The organism is Pseudoalteromonas sp. 2CM32C, assembly GCF_023161925.1.
Classification (GTDB): Bacteria; Pseudomonadota; Gammaproteobacteria; order Enterobacterales; family Alteromonadaceae; genus Pseudoalteromonas; species Pseudoalteromonas marina.
The window spans coordinates 491,884-509,977 of record NZ_JALNTI010000001.1; the positions used below are offsets into that span (position 1 = coordinate 491,884).

Annotated in this window: 10 protein-coding genes; 3 read left to right on the forward strand and 7 right to left on the reverse strand. The window is 40.0% G+C overall.

All coding sequences use genetic code 11. The annotated features are described in order from the left end of the window. Positions 1–2 precede the first annotated feature (2 nt). Positions 3–5,240, reverse strand: coding sequence for a DUF3883 domain-containing protein (locus tag MTF67_RS02290; protein WP_248518603.1), 5,238 nt, complete (start codon positions 5,238–5,240; stop codon positions 3–5). A gap of 726 nt (positions 5,241–5,966) precedes the next feature. Here MTF67_RS02290 and MTF67_RS18470 point away from each other — a divergent pair. Continuing rightward, the gene (locus MTF67_RS18470) at positions 5,967–6,092 is read left to right on the forward strand and encodes a hypothetical protein (RefSeq protein WP_282447075.1); all 126 of its coding nucleotides are present in this window, start codon (positions 5,967–5,969) and stop codon (positions 6,090–6,092) included. A gap of 31 nt (positions 6,093–6,123) precedes the next feature. Here MTF67_RS18470 and gcvP read toward each other — a convergent pair whose 3' ends face one another. From gcvP to MTF67_RS02310, 4 genes are all read right to left on the reverse strand, one after another. Further along, positions 6,124–9,015 carry an aminomethyl-transferring glycine dehydrogenase gene (gene gcvP / locus MTF67_RS02295; protein ID WP_248518604.1) on the reverse strand — a complete coding sequence of 964 codons (2,892 nt, stop codon included), beginning with the start codon at positions 9,013–9,015 and terminating at the stop codon, positions 6,124–6,126. Between the two features lie 155 nt (positions 9,016–9,170). Then, positions 9,171–9,560: a glycine cleavage system protein GcvH gene (gene gcvH, locus MTF67_RS02300; RefSeq protein WP_006794102.1), complete on the reverse strand. Its 390-nt coding sequence runs from the start codon at positions 9,558–9,560 to the stop codon at positions 9,171–9,173. Between the two features lie 42 nt (positions 9,561–9,602). Continuing rightward, the gene (gene gcvT, locus MTF67_RS02305) at positions 9,603–10,685 is read right to left on the reverse strand and encodes a glycine cleavage system aminomethyltransferase GcvT (RefSeq protein ID WP_248518605.1); all 1,083 of its coding nucleotides are present in this window, start codon (positions 10,683–10,685) and stop codon (positions 9,603–9,605) included. Positions 10,686–10,778: 93 nt separating this feature from the next. Further along, complete coding sequence (locus MTF67_RS02310; RefSeq protein WP_006794100.1) at positions 10,779–11,378, reverse strand: hypothetical protein; 600 nt, start codon at positions 11,376–11,378, stop codon at positions 10,779–10,781. A 126-nt stretch (positions 11,379–11,504) separates the two neighbouring features. Here MTF67_RS02310 and MTF67_RS02315 point away from each other — a divergent pair, with 126 nt between their 5' ends. Together MTF67_RS02315 and MTF67_RS02320 are read left to right on the forward strand one after the other, a co-directional pair. After that, positions 11,505–12,350 carry a LysR family transcriptional regulator gene (locus tag MTF67_RS02315; protein ID WP_008127667.1) on the forward strand — a complete coding sequence of 282 codons (846 nt, stop codon included), beginning with the start codon at positions 11,505–11,507 and terminating at the stop codon, positions 12,348–12,350. 198 nt (positions 12,351–12,548) lie between these two features. Further along, a complete protein-coding gene (locus MTF67_RS02320; RefSeq protein WP_248518606.1) occupies positions 12,549–14,705 on the forward strand; it encodes a TonB-dependent receptor in 2,157 nt (718 codons plus the stop codon). A gap of 131 nt (positions 14,706–14,836) precedes the next feature. Here the strand turns inward: MTF67_RS02320 and rlmB are convergent, their stop codons facing one another. Together rlmB and rnr are read right to left on the reverse strand one after the other, a co-directional pair. Beyond that, positions 14,837–15,580 (reverse strand): 23S rRNA (guanosine(2251)-2'-O)-methyltransferase RlmB, encoded by a 744-nt coding sequence (rlmB, locus tag MTF67_RS02325; RefSeq protein ID WP_006794097.1) that lies wholly within the window; start codon positions 15,578–15,580, stop codon positions 14,837–14,839. 5 nt (positions 15,581–15,585) lie between these two features. Then, the gene (gene rnr, locus MTF67_RS02330) at positions 15,586–18,027 is read right to left on the reverse strand and encodes a ribonuclease R (RefSeq protein WP_248518607.1); all 2,442 of its coding nucleotides are present in this window, start codon (positions 18,025–18,027) and stop codon (positions 15,586–15,588) included. Between the last annotated feature and the right edge of the window lie 67 nt (positions 18,028–18,094).

Sequence of the window (18,094 nt, forward strand, 5' to 3'; positions counted from 1 at the left end):
AGTCAAGACTTGACCCCTTTGGTTTCAACAGTTTTACTCAGCTGCTTCCAACTGTGATCAAACATAAAACGATTTGCTTCTTGTACCGGATTTTCAAAAGTATATACGCAAGGGTTATTAGAATTAATATTCTCAACGACAAATAACCACCACTCATCATTTACTTGGGCAAATTCGAGTTGCGACTCTGTTACAGCTACTCCCCCTTCGGCCCAAACTCCTGTTAAAGTTTTTACTTCAATATACCTAACAACAGTACCGTCCGAGTTTAGCTCTCTAATATCAAAGCCTTTATTATTTACAGGAGCTTTCTCCAGCCTATTAGATTTCGACAAGATGTAATCTGAAGAGTGTTCTATAATATAATCTTCACCTTTGTTACCTACTTCAGTAGCAAAATCTTTTTTATCTTGCGTAGTTTTAGGCTCAACTTCTTTCTCTTTACCTACATACACAGGCTTTCTATTATTTGGACTAACAATCTTGTTTAGGGTTTCCGATGGGGTAGAAGATCTATTTGAGGCTTTATTGTTTAATGAGTCATTATCAGTATTTTGATTGGCCCTTGAACCTTGGTTATTAGTAAAGCTTCTATTAGAACTGCTACCGCCACTACCATTTGAATTTTTATTATTACTATTAGAGGGTTTTGTTGACTTTGGGTTAATAGGTGGAGCGAGATCCGTATTTTGAAATTCTAATTTTTCGCTATCACTCAAAAAACCGGTTTCACTAAGCGTTTTCTCTAAATCACTTGCAAAGCTGTGTTCATCTCCTATGGATTCACCTTCAATTTCACCATAAAGTGAAATATTATCATCTACAATAATTGCTTCTGGTAAAGATTTTATATTTTTAGAATCCAGCAAATAATTTATCTCTTCTAAAGTAAATATTTTATTTCTAAGAATTCGGCTTATCAAACTGTAGCTACTTCTACTTAAATCAGAAGAATCACTTATGAAAGTGGCAATACTTTCGCACATGTCTTCATCATCTTCTTGATTCAAAAGGTAGAGTGAGCTATTAGCTATATCTTGAAACGTTGACGCATGTAAATCATCATAAGCCCAAATATCCCCCACAAAGTACTTCACTACGATGGAATCCATCAAGCATAGCTCTGAAGGTAATACTGATTCAATTGCGTCATGATTAATGTCACCTTCATCAATGCTACCCTCATGATAAGCTAGTCTTAAAATTGAGGATTTAAAAGGCTCACTATGTATAGCATCCCCCCAAATCCTCAAACCATCTGACGAATTTTTCGATTTTTCGGTATCTATGATTGGAGCTATTTTATCAGCTAACGAAACGACATTGCATTTTTTAGCTAATCTTTCAAATTGCTGCTGACAGAAGTCAATCTTTTCATTCTTTCTATCAGAATTATCATATGAAGGTAAATCTTTAATATAAAGGCTCTTACCATTAAGCAACTTATCAGAACGAGATAGTAATAACACCTTGTTATAATCGATATCTGACAAGCTGCTTTGTAATTCAAACAATATAGCTTTAGCATCTTTTAGGTTTTGTTTTTCTAACTTTTCATTTTGTGGCAACCCACGTAAAAAATTTATTAAATATTCATTATCTGGTCTTTCAGAAACTCCCAGTTTAATTAGCCCTTCAGCTAATCTTGACTCTTTACCATCATTAACAATTAACTCATCCCAGCTATAAATTCCTGATAGCTCAATTAGCTGTTGAAAAACACTGCTTGATGGTAGCCAATTCCCTTTAATAAAAATTGCCTTTTCTTTTATATCTTCAGGTATTTGGCTCTCATATACATTATTAAGCCCTACATATTTATAAAACTCTTTGGCATATTCAGAAACTCTTTTGTCGTAGCTTTTCCCTGAATTATTTAAATGAATGAGCCTACGAAAACTCTTGAGTATGCTAGAAATTGGTGGTGTTGCTAATATACCTATTTTTTCTGCCATCTGTTTTTCAGAATACTCGCCATCTATATCTTTCTTTCCTAACTTTATTTTTGAAGAAACACAATAATGCGCACCACCAGCCTTTTTGTAATCTCGAGCTAATATTAACTCATTTGGTGTTCGTAACTTTTGATACTTTTCCTCTGGACACAATACCCTTCCACGAACCCCATCGGAAGGAACCCAAGCCAGATTTGACAGATAAATGAAAATATTCTTATTTCCAAATTTCATATCTTCAAAGATCTCGAAAAAATTAGATATGAAATTTATCAATTCGACTGATTTAACTACATTTTCTTCTGCAACAATTGAATTGACAACGTTAACAATATGTTCTGGAATTACTGTATTTGATATTCCCATTTTTGATAGCAAGTCTAACCAATTACTCTGAGTTTCTGGACTTTCAAATTTATATGGCGAATACTTTTTATCTTGAATAGTCCTAGGAAGGGTAGCGAAAAAACTTGGATGGTAGTAGTTTTTTGCAAGGTTTAGGTTACGTTCAGAATCAATAACAAAATGAGCAGAAGACAAGCTTAATATCAATTCATTTTCTTCATCTTTAGATAAGTCTTTAACTAAGGCTTTCCAATTATTAGCTAGCCATTCAGATATTTTTATAACATCTTCAACTAATGGAGAATTATCAATAAATGGTAAAATAACTTGTTTAAGGTAGTTTTGTGGTGTTTGTTCTTCAATGCCCATTTTTAAATACATTCGATGCTCTTTTTCATCGTTTGTATATATTATCTCAAACTCTCCTTTTAACTTTTGAATGTGCTTAGGAGGGGAAAAACCAGCAGGAAGATATAACTTTACATCTTCACTTTTCGAATAAACATTCCCACTTTCAGTTGCAATAAAAGGCATTTCATCCAAGTATTTTTTTTCATTACTATTTAGCTCATCTATCCATGATAAGTCTTTTGACAAGATATCAGTTAAGTACTCTCTTGTCTGTTTTTGATTAAAAAACTGGTATTCATCAACAGGAACGTAAAGAAGGTATTTTGCAAGTGTTTGAGGGCTTAGCTCATTTACTAATCCATGGTGATTCAACTTGAGAATAGAGTTATATATATTCAAATACTCAGAATGAACTACTGTCATACCTGCGTCTAATAGAAAATGTATATTTGAGATTTCATGCTCTTTCACAAGAAACGGAGAGTCTTTACCTGCTTGAAGCTTTGCAAATGTGAAGTCATGTTGACATACAATTTCTAATTTATGAATTTGCTCAATAGCATCCAACACTTCGGCTTCATTAGCTTTAACAATCAGAGAAATGACGTTTTTCAACCATTCCTTTTTTGTACGACCGTATTTTCCAATATGTTCATTTAGAACAGTTAAATAATTATTTAGCGAGGGAACTAGCCAAGATGGAGGTAGTTCTTTTGCATTCTTAACAATTTCAATTATTTCAGGATGTATAAAAAGAGATTTATCTTGTTCAAATACAGAAAGCCTTGGCTTGTTATCTAACAGTCGATTGTCAGATATAATATTAATTTTATTATCAATCGTTAATTCTAAAGGAAGCGAGTCTAAGTAACTAAAGTTTTGATCTTCATCGGCTTCAGCACAATAAATTAGAATGGATTTCAACCACTCCAGTTTAGAAAGCATTGTGATTGGAATACTATTAAAATCTACTGGAAACTCAATATTACCAGCTTTCTCAATCAAAAAGCATCTAACCTGTTCAGGGGAAATGATTTCTAACTCAGCTTCTATATCGTTAAAGCCATTGATAACATTTGAAGGGGGCTTAGGAGAAATTATCGAAAAATGTTCTTTAATTGCTTCGAGTAAATTCTTTGTAGTTTTAGGAAGATAATAAATTTCATCTGTAGGCTTACTCCAGATAGTTTCTTTTTTGTACTTGGTTTTTAAGCAGTCGAGTTCATATATAGTATTATAAAACCCGCCTAAAAGGTAATCATCAAACTCATCATCATTATTTTTAGGCCATAAAGAATAATAAATAGTCGATGAGCAATTTAGCTTAACAAAGTCAATCAAATAAGCCCAAGCACAACCAATTGCTTCTTTAAATAAGAGTTGATTCCACTCGATTAATATTTCTTTATCGTTTCCAGAACCATCATAAGTGATCTCTGTTCTTTTAGGATTTAGATCGAACCAACCGTGAATACTAACTGAGTGCTTAGATTTAATTGGCAGTGGTAAAAATGTATGATATTCGGACTTTTCAAGTTTTCTTACATTTCCTTTTTCGTCTAGTCTTATCGCCACACCTGCCCAAGGTAGAACTTTACGGGGGTTAGGTGAAATACTTAATACCTTAATGGCCTGATCTATCAAAACATCATTATTTCCCCGAAACAAACCATTGACCACAGCCCAGGTTTCTTCTGTTTCGTGATTAGCTTGTTTTATTCTGTCAAAGTGATTTATTTTAAAATGATGTTGATACTTAAAAAGAGGGAGTTCTTCTGCGTTATTTTTCCAGCCTGAACATATGTCTAAAAGCCCTACTGAAAATTCATTTTGAATTTGATTACTAATATCCTGTATTTCTTTAGCGTTTTCAGTACTTATTTCAACATGAATTATCTTTTCATTATTTTCATTAATTTCTTGTAAAGTTAGTTTTTGAATATGTCTTAAAAATAATAAGCCTGATGAATTACTTTTCCATTCATCACACCAACTCAGGAAATCATCAAAGGTAAATTCTTCATGGCTAATGTTTCCTAATCGTGCAGTATTTGTAACTCTTAATGGTAACCGAAATGTAGTTCCCGGATTTTCAATATCTAAATTGAAAGTTGTTAACCATTCAGAAATTTCTTCACGATCTTGCTCTAAATCCCAACCTTGAATACTTTTATTATTTTCTTTTGCTACTGCACTTTTAAGTACATCAAACCAATAAGCTTTTCCGTTAGAAATAAATGTAGGATGGTCACATATACTGAAACTAGAGCTAAAACCTTGTCCAAACCGTCCTGTAGAGTTTGGATCATCCACCTTTCCTTGTGCACTGATTTTAACAATTGATTTAAAATCTTTTTCTTTAAACCGAGAGTTATTAAAAAGTAAAAGTGATGGTCCACTGGCTGCTTCAAATTTAGAGTTAATTAATGAATAGTGTATTCTTTTATCAAAAGTAACTATTAATTCAGTTGCATTGGAATCATCTGCATTTTGGAGGTATTCCTTCAATATAGAGTTTTTTGAATAACCATCAATAAGGTCTCTAATTCTAGAAACTAAATCTTCTTCATAATTAACTTCAAACGACATCTGAAATCCTTATCTTAATAACTCAAAATTAAATTATCAGTGCCTTCCCTGACTATTACGAGTTCTTTGTTTATTGTCTTTTATTAGTATACATGTACATTAACACACAATCTAATCACTTGAAATTTATAAGAATAGCTTTAAATTAAATTATTTTATAAATCAAATTAATACTTTAATAAACGGCTGATGATGTCGGTTGAACTTTATATTATATGGTGAGTTTAAGCGCTTTCTGCGCTTCTTTAAAGGTTAAGATATATAGCCCCAATTAGCACTTTTTCGAAAAATAAATGACGCAATCAATCTTCGCATCACTCCATTTATTTTTCAACTAAGAGGGACTCATCAAATTTAAAGAGGTCACACACTAAGGTTTTAACTGATAAATTTTGCGTTTAGCCAAGGCCAAACACCAATCACACGTTTAACACCCTCCCCCGTCATCACGCCCTGAAAATAAGCAATTGATGAGTAATATCGCGCATGGATACGCGATAAGGCGAAACTAGGCCATGGATGGCCTATCTTCGCCGTTTACGTTCACATCAATTAATTATTTGAAGGATTAAGCGTGATGCTCGGGTGCGCTGAGAGTGTCCAGAGAGGGACCAGCGGCAGCCCCTCTTTGGCTGCCGTCGCCAGCGCGACAAAACCTTGAATAAGGTTTCTAATTCCTCAAAGAGCAAAAGCAAAAGCAAAAGCAAAAGCAAAAGCAAAAAAAGTATGCGCCAACAACAATTAAACACCTTTTGGGCTGCGCCCAACACGCAAGCAAGCTGTGCGTCTACAGGGTCTAAACACACACAAAAAAGCCGCTACATTGCTGCAACGGCTTTTTCAATTTTATAAATTCCCAATCTTTAATTGGAAATTTCAAAAATTAGTCGCGATAAGTCTCTACCGCTGGGCATGAACATACTAAGTTACGGTCGCCGTATACATCATCGATACGTGTAACCGTTGGCCAGAACTTGTCTTTAGCTACCGAAGGCACTGGGAATGCAGCGTAAAAACGGTCGTACGCGCGCTCCCATTCGTTACCTAACACGTCTGCTTGTGTATGCGGTGCAAACACAAGTGGGTTGTTTTCGATTGACCATTCGCCAGAGATTACTTTATCAATTTCGCCTTTGATTGACACCATTGCTTCGATAAAGCGGTCTATCTCGCCTTTTGACTCAGACTCAGTTGGCTCTATCATCAATGTGCCCGCTACTGGGAACGACATAGTAGGTGAATGGAAGCCGTAATCTTGCAGGCGCTTAGCGACGTCCATTTCAGTAATGCCTGACGCTTCTTTTAATGGGCGTAAATCAACAATACATTCGTGAGCAACGCGATTGTTACGGCCACGGTATAAAATTGGGAAGTGCTGGCTTAACTCTTGCGTTAAGTAGTTAGCGTTCACAATCGCCATTTCTGTGGCTTGTTTCAAGCCCTCTGAGCCCATCATGGCAATGTACGCCCATGAAATAGGTAAAATAGCCGCTGAGCCGTAAGGCGCTGCCGATACGGCACCGTTGTTAATGTTTGTACCCGGTACGTTAATTACGCTGTGGTTTGGCATAAATGGCGCAAGGTGCGATTTAACACCAATTGGGCCTACACCTGGGCCGCCGCCACCGTGTGGAATACAAAACGTTTTATGCAAGTTTAAGTGCGATACGTCTGAGCCAATAAAGCCTGGGCTTGTTACGCCTACTTGCGCGTTCATGTTTGCGCCGTCCATGTAAACTTGGCCGCCGTGCTCATGAATAATGTCGCATAGTTCACGAATGGTTTCTTCGTAAACACCATGGGTAGATGGGTACGTGATCATGGCACACGACAGGTTTTCAGACACGTCTTCAGCTTTCGCTTTTAAGTCTTCCATGTCGATGTTGCCGTTTTTATCACAGTTAACCACCACAATTTTCATGCTGGCCATTTGTGCCGACGCTGGGTTAGTACCATGCGCTGAGCTAGGAATTAAACAAACATTACGGTGTGCGTCCCCGCGTGACTCGTGGTATTTACGAATGGCAATTAAGCCTGCGTATTCACCTTGTGCACCCGAGTTTGGCTGAAGTGAAACCGCATCGTAACCCGTAATGTTAACTAGCCAGTCGTGTAGCTCGTTAATCATTATTTGATAACCTTCTGCTTGGTCTAGAGGGCAGAATGGGTGAAGGTTTGCAAACTCAGGCCATGTAACTGGGATCATCTCAGCGGTCGCGTTTAGTTTCATGGTGCATGAACCTAACGAGATCATTGAGTGGTTAAGTGCTAAATCTTTGTTTTCAAGGCGCTTAATGTAGCGAAGCATGTCTGTTTCGCTGTGGTAGCTGTTAAAGTTTGGATGCGTTAATACTTCGTCATCACGTACTAAACTCGCTGGAATAGAGTCGCTACCATTTGCTTCAATATCGGCTGCTATATTGTCTACGCTTAGGCCGTGGCCTTCACCTAATACAATATCAAATAGCTCGGCAACGTCTGCACGGGTTGTGGTTTCTGAAACCGAAATTGAGTATTCGCCGTCGTGGTTTGTAGCAAAGTTAACACCCTTGGCAAGTGCACGTGCTATTACGTCGTCTTTGTTGTCGCCAACAATTGTTAGCGTATCAAACCACGTGCTGTGCTTAAGGGGGATGCCTTTGGTTTTTAGGCCAGCAGCTAAAATATCAGCAAAGCGGTGTATACGCTGCGCAATAGTTTTTAAGCCTTGTGGGCCGTGGTACACCGCATAAAACGCCGCCATGTTGGCAAGCAATACCTGCGCTGTACAAATGTTTGAGTTGGCTTTGTCGCGGCGAATGTGTTGTTCGCGCGTTTGCATTGCCATACGCAGTGCGTCGTTACCTAAACGGTCTTTAGATACACCAATAATACGCCCTGGTAATGAACGTTTGTATGCGTCACGTGTTGCAAAAAATGCAGCATGTGGACCGCCGTACCCCATTGGTACACCAAAACGCTGAGCCGAACCTAATACTACGTCTGCGCCTAGTTTACCCGGTGCTTTTAATAGTAATAAACTCATAATGTCGGCAGCAACACAGGCAATGGCTTTTTTGCTTTGAACACCAGCAATTAGGTCGGTTACGTCAACTATTTCACCCGATGTAGATGGGTATTGGAATAATGCACCAAAAATGTCGTGGTTAACGGCGTCGGCCGCTTTGCCTACAATTATTTCAAAACCAAACTGCTCAGCACGGGTGCTAACTACGTCAATAGTTTGTGTGTGTACGTCGTCGGCAATAAAAAAGGCATTGGCTTTTTTAGCTTTAGATACACGTTTTGCAAGGCCCATTGCCTCGGCTGCAGCGGTTGATTCGTCAAGTAGCGACGCGCTTGCTAAATCAAGGCCGGTTAAATCTAGGGTCATAGTCTGGAAGTTTAGTAATGATTCTAAACGCCCTTGTGCAATCTCTGGCTGATATGGCGTGTACGCTGTATACCAACCCGGGTTTTCAAGTACGTTACGTAAAATTACGTGCGGTACATGTGTTGGGTGGTAGCCTTGGCCAATGTACGATTTGAAAACTTTATTTTTGCTTGCTACTGATTTTAAGTAGCTTAGTGTTTCAACTTCAGTACGGCTTTCGCCAATGCTTAGCGGTTGCTCTAGGCGAATGTTAGCCGGTACAGTTTGATCGATCAGCTCTTGTACACTCGATACTTCAAGAGCGCTTAGCATATCGCTTACTTGCGCTGGGCTTGGCCCAATATGGCGGCGAATAAAATCTTGCTTTTGCTCTAACTGTTCAAGAGATTTGGCGTTTGACATGTGTCCAGATTCCTATGATCCTAAATACTAATGGGTAACTAGTATTGATTAAAATATATGATGATTTGGCAACTTACTGGGTATGGGCAATAAGCTGTAAAATCATAAAAGCCCCGATTGTTTACTCAACATGCGGGGCTTTAGACAAAAAGTGATTACTCTTCGTCGATAGTGTGCGAGTAGCCTTCAGCGTCTAATAGGTTGTCTAGCTCAGACACATCAGATGCTTTAAGACGGAATAACCAACCGTCGCCGTACGCGTCGTTGTTTACTGTTTCAGGTGCGTCTTCTAGCTCTTCATTAATAGCAATCACTTCACCACCAATTGGTGCGTAAATGTCTGAAGCAGCTTTAACCGACTCCGCTACTGCACAGTCTTCGCCTGCGTCTACTTCGTCGCCTACTTCTGGTAATTCAACAAACACCATGTCGCCAAGTAGTTCTTGCGCGTGTTCTGTAATACCAACTGTAAAGGTACCGTCACCTTCGTCGCGAACCCACTCGTGTGAAGAAGCGTATTTTAATTCAGTAGGGATATTGCTCATTTTTATATTCCTTTGGTTTATATTGGGTGATAACACCAAATTTTAAATTATTGATTTACCGTTACGTACAAAGCTAGGCTTCACTACTTTAACGTTAACTAATTTTTTGCGCATTTCTACTTGAGCAGTGTCGCCTGTTGAACGTGGTACACGTGCAAGGGCTACACTAAAACCAAGTGTAGGTGAAAAAGTACCTGAGGTAATAACCCCTTCTCCACCGTCAACAATTACTTTTGAACCGCTACGCAATACGCCTTTTTCTTCAAGTACTAAACCAACAAGCTTGTCGGTGCTTTTTTCAGCGCGTTGTTTAACCAGTACGTCACGGCCAATAAAGTCACGATCTTCTGGTTCCCATGCAATGGTCCATGCCATGTTAGCTGCAAGTGGCGATACGCTTTCGTCCATATCTAGGCCGTAAAGGTTCATACCTGCTTCTAAACGTAGCGTGTCACGTGCACCTAAACCAGCTGGCGCTACACCTGCGTCTAGCAGTTGTTGCCATAAATCGGCTGCTTGGTCGTTTGGTACTACAATTTCGTAACCGTCTTCGCCAGTATAACCCGTTGTAGCAATAAATAAATCACCCACTTGAACACCAAAAAACGGCTTCATGCCTTCAACTGCAGCTTGTTGCTCTGCATTTAAAAGCGTGCCTGTTTTTTCGCGTGCGTTAGGGCCTTGCACTGCAATCATTGCAAACTCTGGGCGCTCAGTCACTGTAACGGCAAAATGGCTCGATACATTAGCTAAATGCGCTAAGTCTTTTTCGCGCGTAGCCGAGTTAACCACTAAGCGGTAAAACGTTTCGCTGAAAAAGTAAATAATAAGGTCGTCAATTACACCGCCTTGCTCGTTAAGCATGCCGGTGTAAAGTGCTTTACCTGGTACTGTTAATTTAGCCACGTCGTTTGCTACAAGCTTTCGTAAAAATGCTTTAGCTTGGTCGCCTTCAATATCAACAATGGTCATGTGTGATACGTCAAACATGCCTGCATCGTTACGCACTGCATTATGTTCTTCTATTTGTGAGCCGTAGTTGATTGGCATTTCCCAGCCATGAAAATCAACCATTTTTGCGCCCGCTTCTAGGTGCTTAGCATGGAGTACAGTTTTAGAAGTCATAACATTCCTTCACGTTTTAAATTAACCCTTAATGGGCGTGGCTTAAATTAAAAACAGGCAAACATTATTATGTTTACCTGTTGGTTGTTTTTGTTATGCGGCCTGATTTTGCATTACTGCAAAACCCTGCGTTTGCATATAGCTTTGCCATTTTTGTAGCTCTGGCGCTTTAGCTATGAGCACAAAATGCTGCTCATCTTTGTTATCAATCGCGGTAATAAATACCTCGCCGCTTTGCGCACCGTAGCATAGTTGCGCGTCAGATAATCGCAAACCGGGTGTTAATTTAAAGGCATCAACTAGCGTATCAAAGGCGTTTTCGCCGCTTAAGGTAAAGCTAGTTAAGTCGGTACGAATAACGTAGTCAATATCAAAACGAAGCTGTTGTTCGTTTATAAGTGACTGTAATTGCAGGCTTGCGCTGTGAGGTAATACAAATCGAAAAGCGGTTTCGCTAAAATAATACACGGCGTAACTAAAGTCAGAATAAAAGTCGCCATCTAATGTGCCTTTTAAACCTAAACCGCTGGCCGTTAATTTTGTTAAATCGTGGCCTAAAATACTGCTTAAAAATACAGAAGCTTCGCTGCCGCTAAAATCCATTACAACTGTGCTGTTATTTGCTTGCAAAGCGTTTATAACCGCGCTGTTAGCGTTGCTGTGGCGGGCAAACATTATTGGGTTAAAAGTCATAACAAACACCTGTGTATTTTTAATCTTAAAATTATATTGCGCGGGGTCTGTAACAACAAATTGTAATTATTTATCAATTGATAAATAATACTTATATATGTAGCCACATAAATTGTAATTTTAAATATGAAAAATATATCAACCGACAGTTTACGTACCTTTGTAATGATTGTAGATGTAGGCGGATTTGCCAAAGCCGGCGACTTTTTGGGGCTTTCGCAACCTGCGGTAAGCTTACAAATAAAGCGTTTAGAAGATGTATTAGGCTATAAATTATTTAAAAAGCAAGGCCAGCGCCAAGTACTAAACCAGTACGGCGAACTATTATTGCCTATGGCAAAACAAATGATGCAATACAACGATGCCATTTTGCAGCAATTTACGTCAGAGAGCATTACCGGAAAAGTACGTTTAGGCATACCAAGCGAATTTGCTGCGCGTATACTCCCTTCTATTATTGGCGACTTTGTGGCGCTGTACCCAGAAGTATCGCTTGAAGTTAAATCGCGATTAAGTAAGCATTTGCTTTCGGCTTCTAGGCAAGACCAATTTGATCTAGTGCTTGCGCTAAACGAGCAACTTACCTCAAGTAAATTTCCTATTTTTATGCAAGACCAATTGGTGTGGGTGGGTGATTTAAACCAAGCAAAAAACCAAGTGGTTACCTTAGTAACCGCGCCAGAGGGATGTATTTATCGCCGCCGCGCTACCGATGCGCTTAAAAATGCCGGCATAAAATACCGTATTGTATATAGCAACGCCGACTTAACAGGGCTTATTGCGGCATTAAAAGAAGGGCTTGGTATTACAGTACTAGCAAAAAGTACCGTACCCAGCGAACTTAATTACCAAGTACACACTAAACACTTACCTGCACTGGGCAACATTGGTATTAGCTTGGTTAAAAGTTCGGGGGAGTCAGAAAATGCGGTAGATAAGCTTGCTGAGTTTATTGCCTTGCGTTTAGGCTAATAAATTAAAACACCCACTTTGTACCTAGCCCCATGATTACAAAATAATACAAAAGAAACAAAAAAGTTAACCACGTTGCATAACCCTGTGTTTTTAGTTCTAAAAAAATGAATGGTTTTATACTAAATAATATTGATTCGCATTCGTTAACGTGTTCAAATTACGCCAATTCAGAAAATCAATGTGATTAGGACAAAAATGAACACTAAGTTTTTAGTATCTACTCTTGCAACTGCGGTTGCTTTGTCTTTTACAGCTACTGCAATGGCTAAAGACACCAGCGATAAAGAACAACGCTTTGAACAAATTACAGTTATTGGCTCACAGCAAGCTATAAACGACATTCCTGGTTCGGCTACGTTTATCTCTGACGAAGAACTTCAAAAATTTGAGTTTACCGATATTTCGCGTGTTTTAGCGTCTGTTCCGGGTGTTTACGTTCAAGAAGAAGATGGCTACGGCCTTCGCCCTAACATTGGTATGCGCGGTACTGGTACCGGCCGTAACGATAAAATTTCTGTAATGGAAGACGGTGTATTAGTCGCACCTGCGCCTTATTCTGCACCTTCTGCTTATTACTTCCCTACTATGGGTCGTATGGAAACAATAGAAGTATTAAAAGGCGCGGCCTCAGTTAAGTACGGTCCTCGTACTACAGGTGGCGTTTTAAACTTACTTTCTCGTAGCTTACCAACCGAGCCTAATAGTTCTAAAGGTATGGTAGATGCAGCCCTTGGTAGCGATGGCTACTACAAAGGTCACGCTTACTTTGGTAAAGAAAAAAACAACACGTCTGGCTTGGTTGAAGTATTTACCTACGGCGCAGACGGCTTTAAAGAGCTTCCTGTTGGTAGCGATAATACGGGCTTTGAAAAAACTGATTTACTATTAAAGTTTGGTCATACGTTTGGTAAGAACGATGCTCACAATATTGAGCTAAAAGTAAAATATTCTGACGAAACATCAGACGAAACTTACATGGGCTTAACTGACGAAGATTACAAAGCAAACCCTAATCGCCGTTACGCTGCATCGCAAAACGATGAAATGAATACTCGCCACAACGCTTACCAACTAAACTATGCGTACCGTTTTGGTGAAGGCTACGAATTACTTGCAACCGCTTACCTAAACGATTTTCATCGTAACTGGTATAAAGCAAGCAGTGTAGGAACAAGCACGCTTGAGCAATACAGCGACTTTGAAGCAAATCCAACAAGCGAAGGTATTGAAGGTATTGGTGTTAAAGCTAACAACCGTGATTACCAAGCAAAAGGCATTCAGTCTGAATTACATATTCCTGCAGGCGATCACTACATTACTGTAGGTGTGCGTTACCACGAAGACGAAATGGATCGTTTCCAATGGCAAGACACATACACGCTTAATCAAGACCTAAGCATGACACTTACATCGCAAGGTATACCAGGCTCAGATAGCAACCGTGTAGATAGCGCAAAAGCAAGCACGTTATTTGTTCAAGACGAATGGACATTAGACGCGTTAGTTATTAATGCAGGTCTTCGTTACGAAGACATTACCATTACGCGTGAAGAATGGTCTAAATCAGATCCAACTCGTAGCAATGGCTTAACTAAAGATATTTCTAACGATACTGAAATTTTAGTGCCATCGTTAGGCGCCACTTACACACTTAACGATAACGTTACGTTACTTGCCGGTATTCAAAAAGGTTACGCTCCAGCGGCACCGGGTAATGCTGACCAAGAAGAAGAAGAAAGTGTAAACCTTGAGTTTGGTTCTCGCTTTAATATGGATGGCTTTAACGGTGAAGTGATTGCGTTTTTCTCTGATTACGACAACATGCACGGTAACTGTACTGCTGCTGTGGGTTGTAGCGACGAAAATATTGGCGACCAATACAACTACGGTGAAGTAGAAGTATCGGGCTTTGAATTTAGTGCGGGTCGTACTTTTGCAACAGACGCTGCGCAATTTCCAGTTAAATTAACGTACACATACACTGACTCTGAGTTTAAAAACACGTTTGATTCAGAAATTTGGGGCTCGGTAGAAAAAGGCGATGCAATGCCTTACGTACCTGAAAATCAAGTTGCTTTATCGTTAGGCGCTGAGTTTGCATCGTTTGTTGTTAACAGCCAAATACGTTACGTATCTGATTCTCATGCCGACCTATCTGACTCAGGCTTAAACGCAATAGATAGCCGTGTAGTATGGGATTTAGCTGCTAAATACTTAATCGACGACAACCAAAAAGTATACTTAACGGTTGATAACCTGTTTGATAAAACGTACATAGCTAACCGTGCTAATGGTGGTATTCAGCCAGGTAAGCCTCGTAGTATTCAAATGGGCTACACATACAGCTTTTAAGTAGTAGCTGAGTAAAACGGCTCGTTAACTAAACCGTTTTACTCACACCATACTAAGCAAATAGTAGATACAAAAAAGCCGAGATTATTTAATCTCGGCTTTTTTAATGCTTAGCTTTAAACTAACGCAATTTAATTATTTGCGTTACGTTGGCGTAATACTTCAAATAAACAAATACCGGTTGCAACCGATACGTTTAAGCTAGACACCGACCCTGCCATTGGAATTTTAACCAATACATCGCAATGCTCACGCGTTAAACGGCGCATCCCCTCACCTTCTGCGCCCATAACTATGGCCATTGGGCCTGTTAAGCTTGCATCAAATACATGCGTGTCGGTTTCGCCGGCGGTACCAACTACCCATACGCCAGCATCTTTAATTTCACGAAGCGTACGTGCAAGGTTAGTAACCTGAATAAGGGGCACTGTTTCTGCTGCGCCACACGCTACTTTTCGTGCTGTACCGTTAAGCTTTGCCGACTTATCTTTAGGAACAATGATCGCATGTACGCCAGCTGCATCTGCACTACGCAAGCAGGCACCTAAGTTATGCGGGTCGGTTATGCCATCAAGTACGAGTAAAAATGGAGTTTCTTCACGCGCAATGATCACATCTAAATCTTTTTCATTGTACGTTGGCGCCGCTTTTACGTTAGCAATAATCCCCTGATGCTGCTCGTCTTTCGACTTATTATCAAGTGCTTTACGCTGCATAAATTGTACTGAAATACCAAATTTACGTGCTTCATCAATAATCGGTGTTAAGCGTTTATCATCACGGCCTTTAAGGGCGTAAATTTCTAAAAATCGCTCAGGCTCTTTTGCTAAAATTGCTTCAACAGAGTGAAAGCCAAAAATTAATTCATTACTCACGTATTTTATGCTCCTGGGCTTGTACGTTTACGGGCATTTTTGCCTGGTCTTTTAGGCTTTTTAGCCGATTTCTTTTTCGGTTTTTTCTTTGCGGTGCCTTCGCTGGCTTTAACCGCCGACTTACCAGCAGCTTTGCCTTTACCGGCTGGCTTTTTTTTACCTTTTGGCTTGTCGTCTGACTTTTTACCCGGTACTTTGCCTGCTTTTAATTGTGAGCGTACACTCGCAGGGCCTTTACCTTTAGGTGCACGACGGCGTGAATACCTATCTTGTGCTACATCGCCTTTAAGTACTAAGTTTATACGGCGGTCGTCTAAACTGACTGAGGCAACTTGCACCGTTACTTTATCGCCAAGTCGGTAAACAGTGTGGCTGTGTTCACCAATCAGGCAATGTTTTGCAGCATCATGTGCAAAAAACTCGTCGCCTAAATTAGTAACATGAATTAAACCATCAATTTGTAAATCGTCTAATCGTATAAATAAACCAAAGTTTGTAACCGACGAAATAACCCCGGTAAACTCATCGCCAACGTGGTCTTGCATAAACTCACATTTAAGCCAGTCGGCTACTTCGCGAGTCGCGTCGTCTGCACGGCGCTCAGTAGTTGAACACTGCTCGCCTAATTGATCTACTTCATCGTCAGTGTACGCGTATGCGCCTGACGTTTGTTGACCCTGTGCTTTTAGTACCGCTTTAATTGCACGGTGTACAACTAAATCTGGGTAACGACGAATAGGCGATGTAAAGTGTGCATAAGCCGATAACGCTAAACCAAAGTGACCTATGTTATCTGGCTGATAAACCGCTTGTTTCATTGAGCGCAGCAGCATAGTTTGAATAAGCTCGGCCTCTGGGCGCTCGCCTAATTTAGCTAATATTTGCGTAATTTCTTTAGGCGTTGGTTCGTCACCTAATGTGCTCTGAATCCCTAACTCAGTTAAAAACTGTGTAAAGTTACCTAGCTTTTCACTGTCGGGTTCATCATGCACACGGTAAAGTGCACTGGCCTCGTGCTTTTCGAGTAATTTAGCCGCTGACACGTTGGCTAAAATCATACATTCTTCAATGAGTTTGTGCGCGTCGTTGCGGATAACAGGCACAATAGACTCTATTTTGCGGTGTGCATTAAATACAAAGCGTGTTTCGAGTGTTTCAAATTCAATAGCACCACGCTCTTGGCGTGCTGATTTAAGCGCCATGTACATTTGCTGTAAATCAGTTAAATGTGGCACTACGGCGGCGTATTCGTCGCGAAGCTTTTCGTCATTTTGTAAAATGGCGTTTACTTTAGTGTAAGTTAAACGGGCGTGAGAATTCATCACCGCTTCGTAAAATTTATAACCCGACAATTTACCTGCCGCTGATACGGTCATTTCAGCAACCATACAAAGGCGGTCTACTTTAGGGTTAAGTGAACACAACCCGTTAGACAGTACTTTTGGTAGCATTGGGATAACTTGCTCAGGAAAATACACTGAGTTACCACGTGCAATGGCTTCTTTGTTAAGTGGTGTATTCATGCCTACATAATGCGACACATCGGCAATAGCAACCCATAAACGCCAACCGCCTGATTTTTTAGGCTCACAGTACACTGCGTCGTCAAAGTCGCGGGCGTCTTCGCCATCTATCGTAACAAGCGGTAAGTCGCGTAAATCTACGCGGCCTTGTTTGTCTGCATCTTCTACAAATTCGCCTAAGTGGGCGACTTGTGCGTCAACCTCTTCTGGCCAAACATGCGGAATGTCGTGATTACGAAGGGCAACTTCAATTTCCATACCTGGTGCTAAATGCTCACCTAGTACATCAACCACTTTACCTACTGCGTTCATATTGCGGCTAGGATTTTGAGTGATTTTAACCTGCACCATTTGGTTGTGGCGGGCACCGTTTTCGTTGCCTGGTAAAATCATAATGTCTTGCGTAATACGCGGATCTTCAGCGACTACAACTGCAACACCATGCTCAACAAAGTAACGCCCTACAATAGGGGCGCGCTCGTTGGTAAGCACTTTAATAATACGGGCATCGCATTTTGAGCCAGAGCCACGTTTTGTACCTTTAGCTAGTACAATGTCGCCATGTAACACCATGTTCATTTGATGTTTGGCAATAAACCAATCTTTGCTCTCGCCTTCAACTTCTAAAAAGCCAAAACCGTCTCTGTGGCCTATTACTTTACCTTTGGTTAAACCGGCTTCGTCAATAAGTGCATAGCATTTAAATTTATTAAAATATAACTGACCATCACGCTCCATGGCACGAAGGCGACGTTTAAATGCAATTTGACGCTCTTCATCATTAACGGCTAGTTCTTCACATAATTGTGCGTAGTTAGCTGGTTTTGAACGCTCTTGAAGATGAGTAAGTATAAACTCACGGCTAGGGACGGGGTTTTCGTACTTTTCTTGTTCTCGACTGAGATTTGGATCTTGGTTTGACATTCACTATCTTGTTAGTTGGTTATGAAGGTTATTTTAACCCATATACGTAAAATGAGACAGGTAAAAG

Coding starts and splice junctions, on each gene's coding strand:
- MTF67_RS02320 (WP_248518606.1), top strand. CDS start 12,549: ATGAACACTAAGTTTTTAGTATCTACTCTTGCAACTGCGGTTGCTTTG.
- gcvP (WP_248518604.1), bottom strand. CDS start 9,015: ATGTCAAACGCCAAATCTCTTGAACAGTTAGAGCAAAAGCAAGATTTT.
- gcvH (WP_006794102.1), bottom strand. CDS start 9,560: ATGAGCAATATCCCTACTGAATTAAAATACGCTTCTTCACACGAGTGG.
- rnr (WP_248518607.1), bottom strand. CDS start 18,027: ATGTCAAACCAAGATCCAAATCTCAGTCGAGAACAAGAAAAGTACGAA.
- MTF67_RS18470 (WP_282447075.1), top strand. CDS start 5,967: ATGCGCCAACAACAATTAAACACCTTTTGGGCTGCGCCCAACACGCAA.
- gcvT (WP_248518605.1), bottom strand. CDS start 10,685: ATGACTTCTAAAACTGTACTCCATGCTAAGCACCTAGAAGCGGGCGCA.
- MTF67_RS02310 (WP_006794100.1), bottom strand. CDS start 11,378: ATGACTTTTAACCCAATAATGTTTGCCCGCCACAGCAACGCTAACAGC.
- MTF67_RS02315 (WP_008127667.1), top strand. CDS start 11,505: ATGAAAAATATATCAACCGACAGTTTACGTACCTTTGTAATGATTGTA.
- MTF67_RS02290 (WP_248518603.1), bottom strand. CDS start 5,240: ATGTCGTTTGAAGTTAATTATGAAGAAGATTTAGTTTCTAGAATTAGA.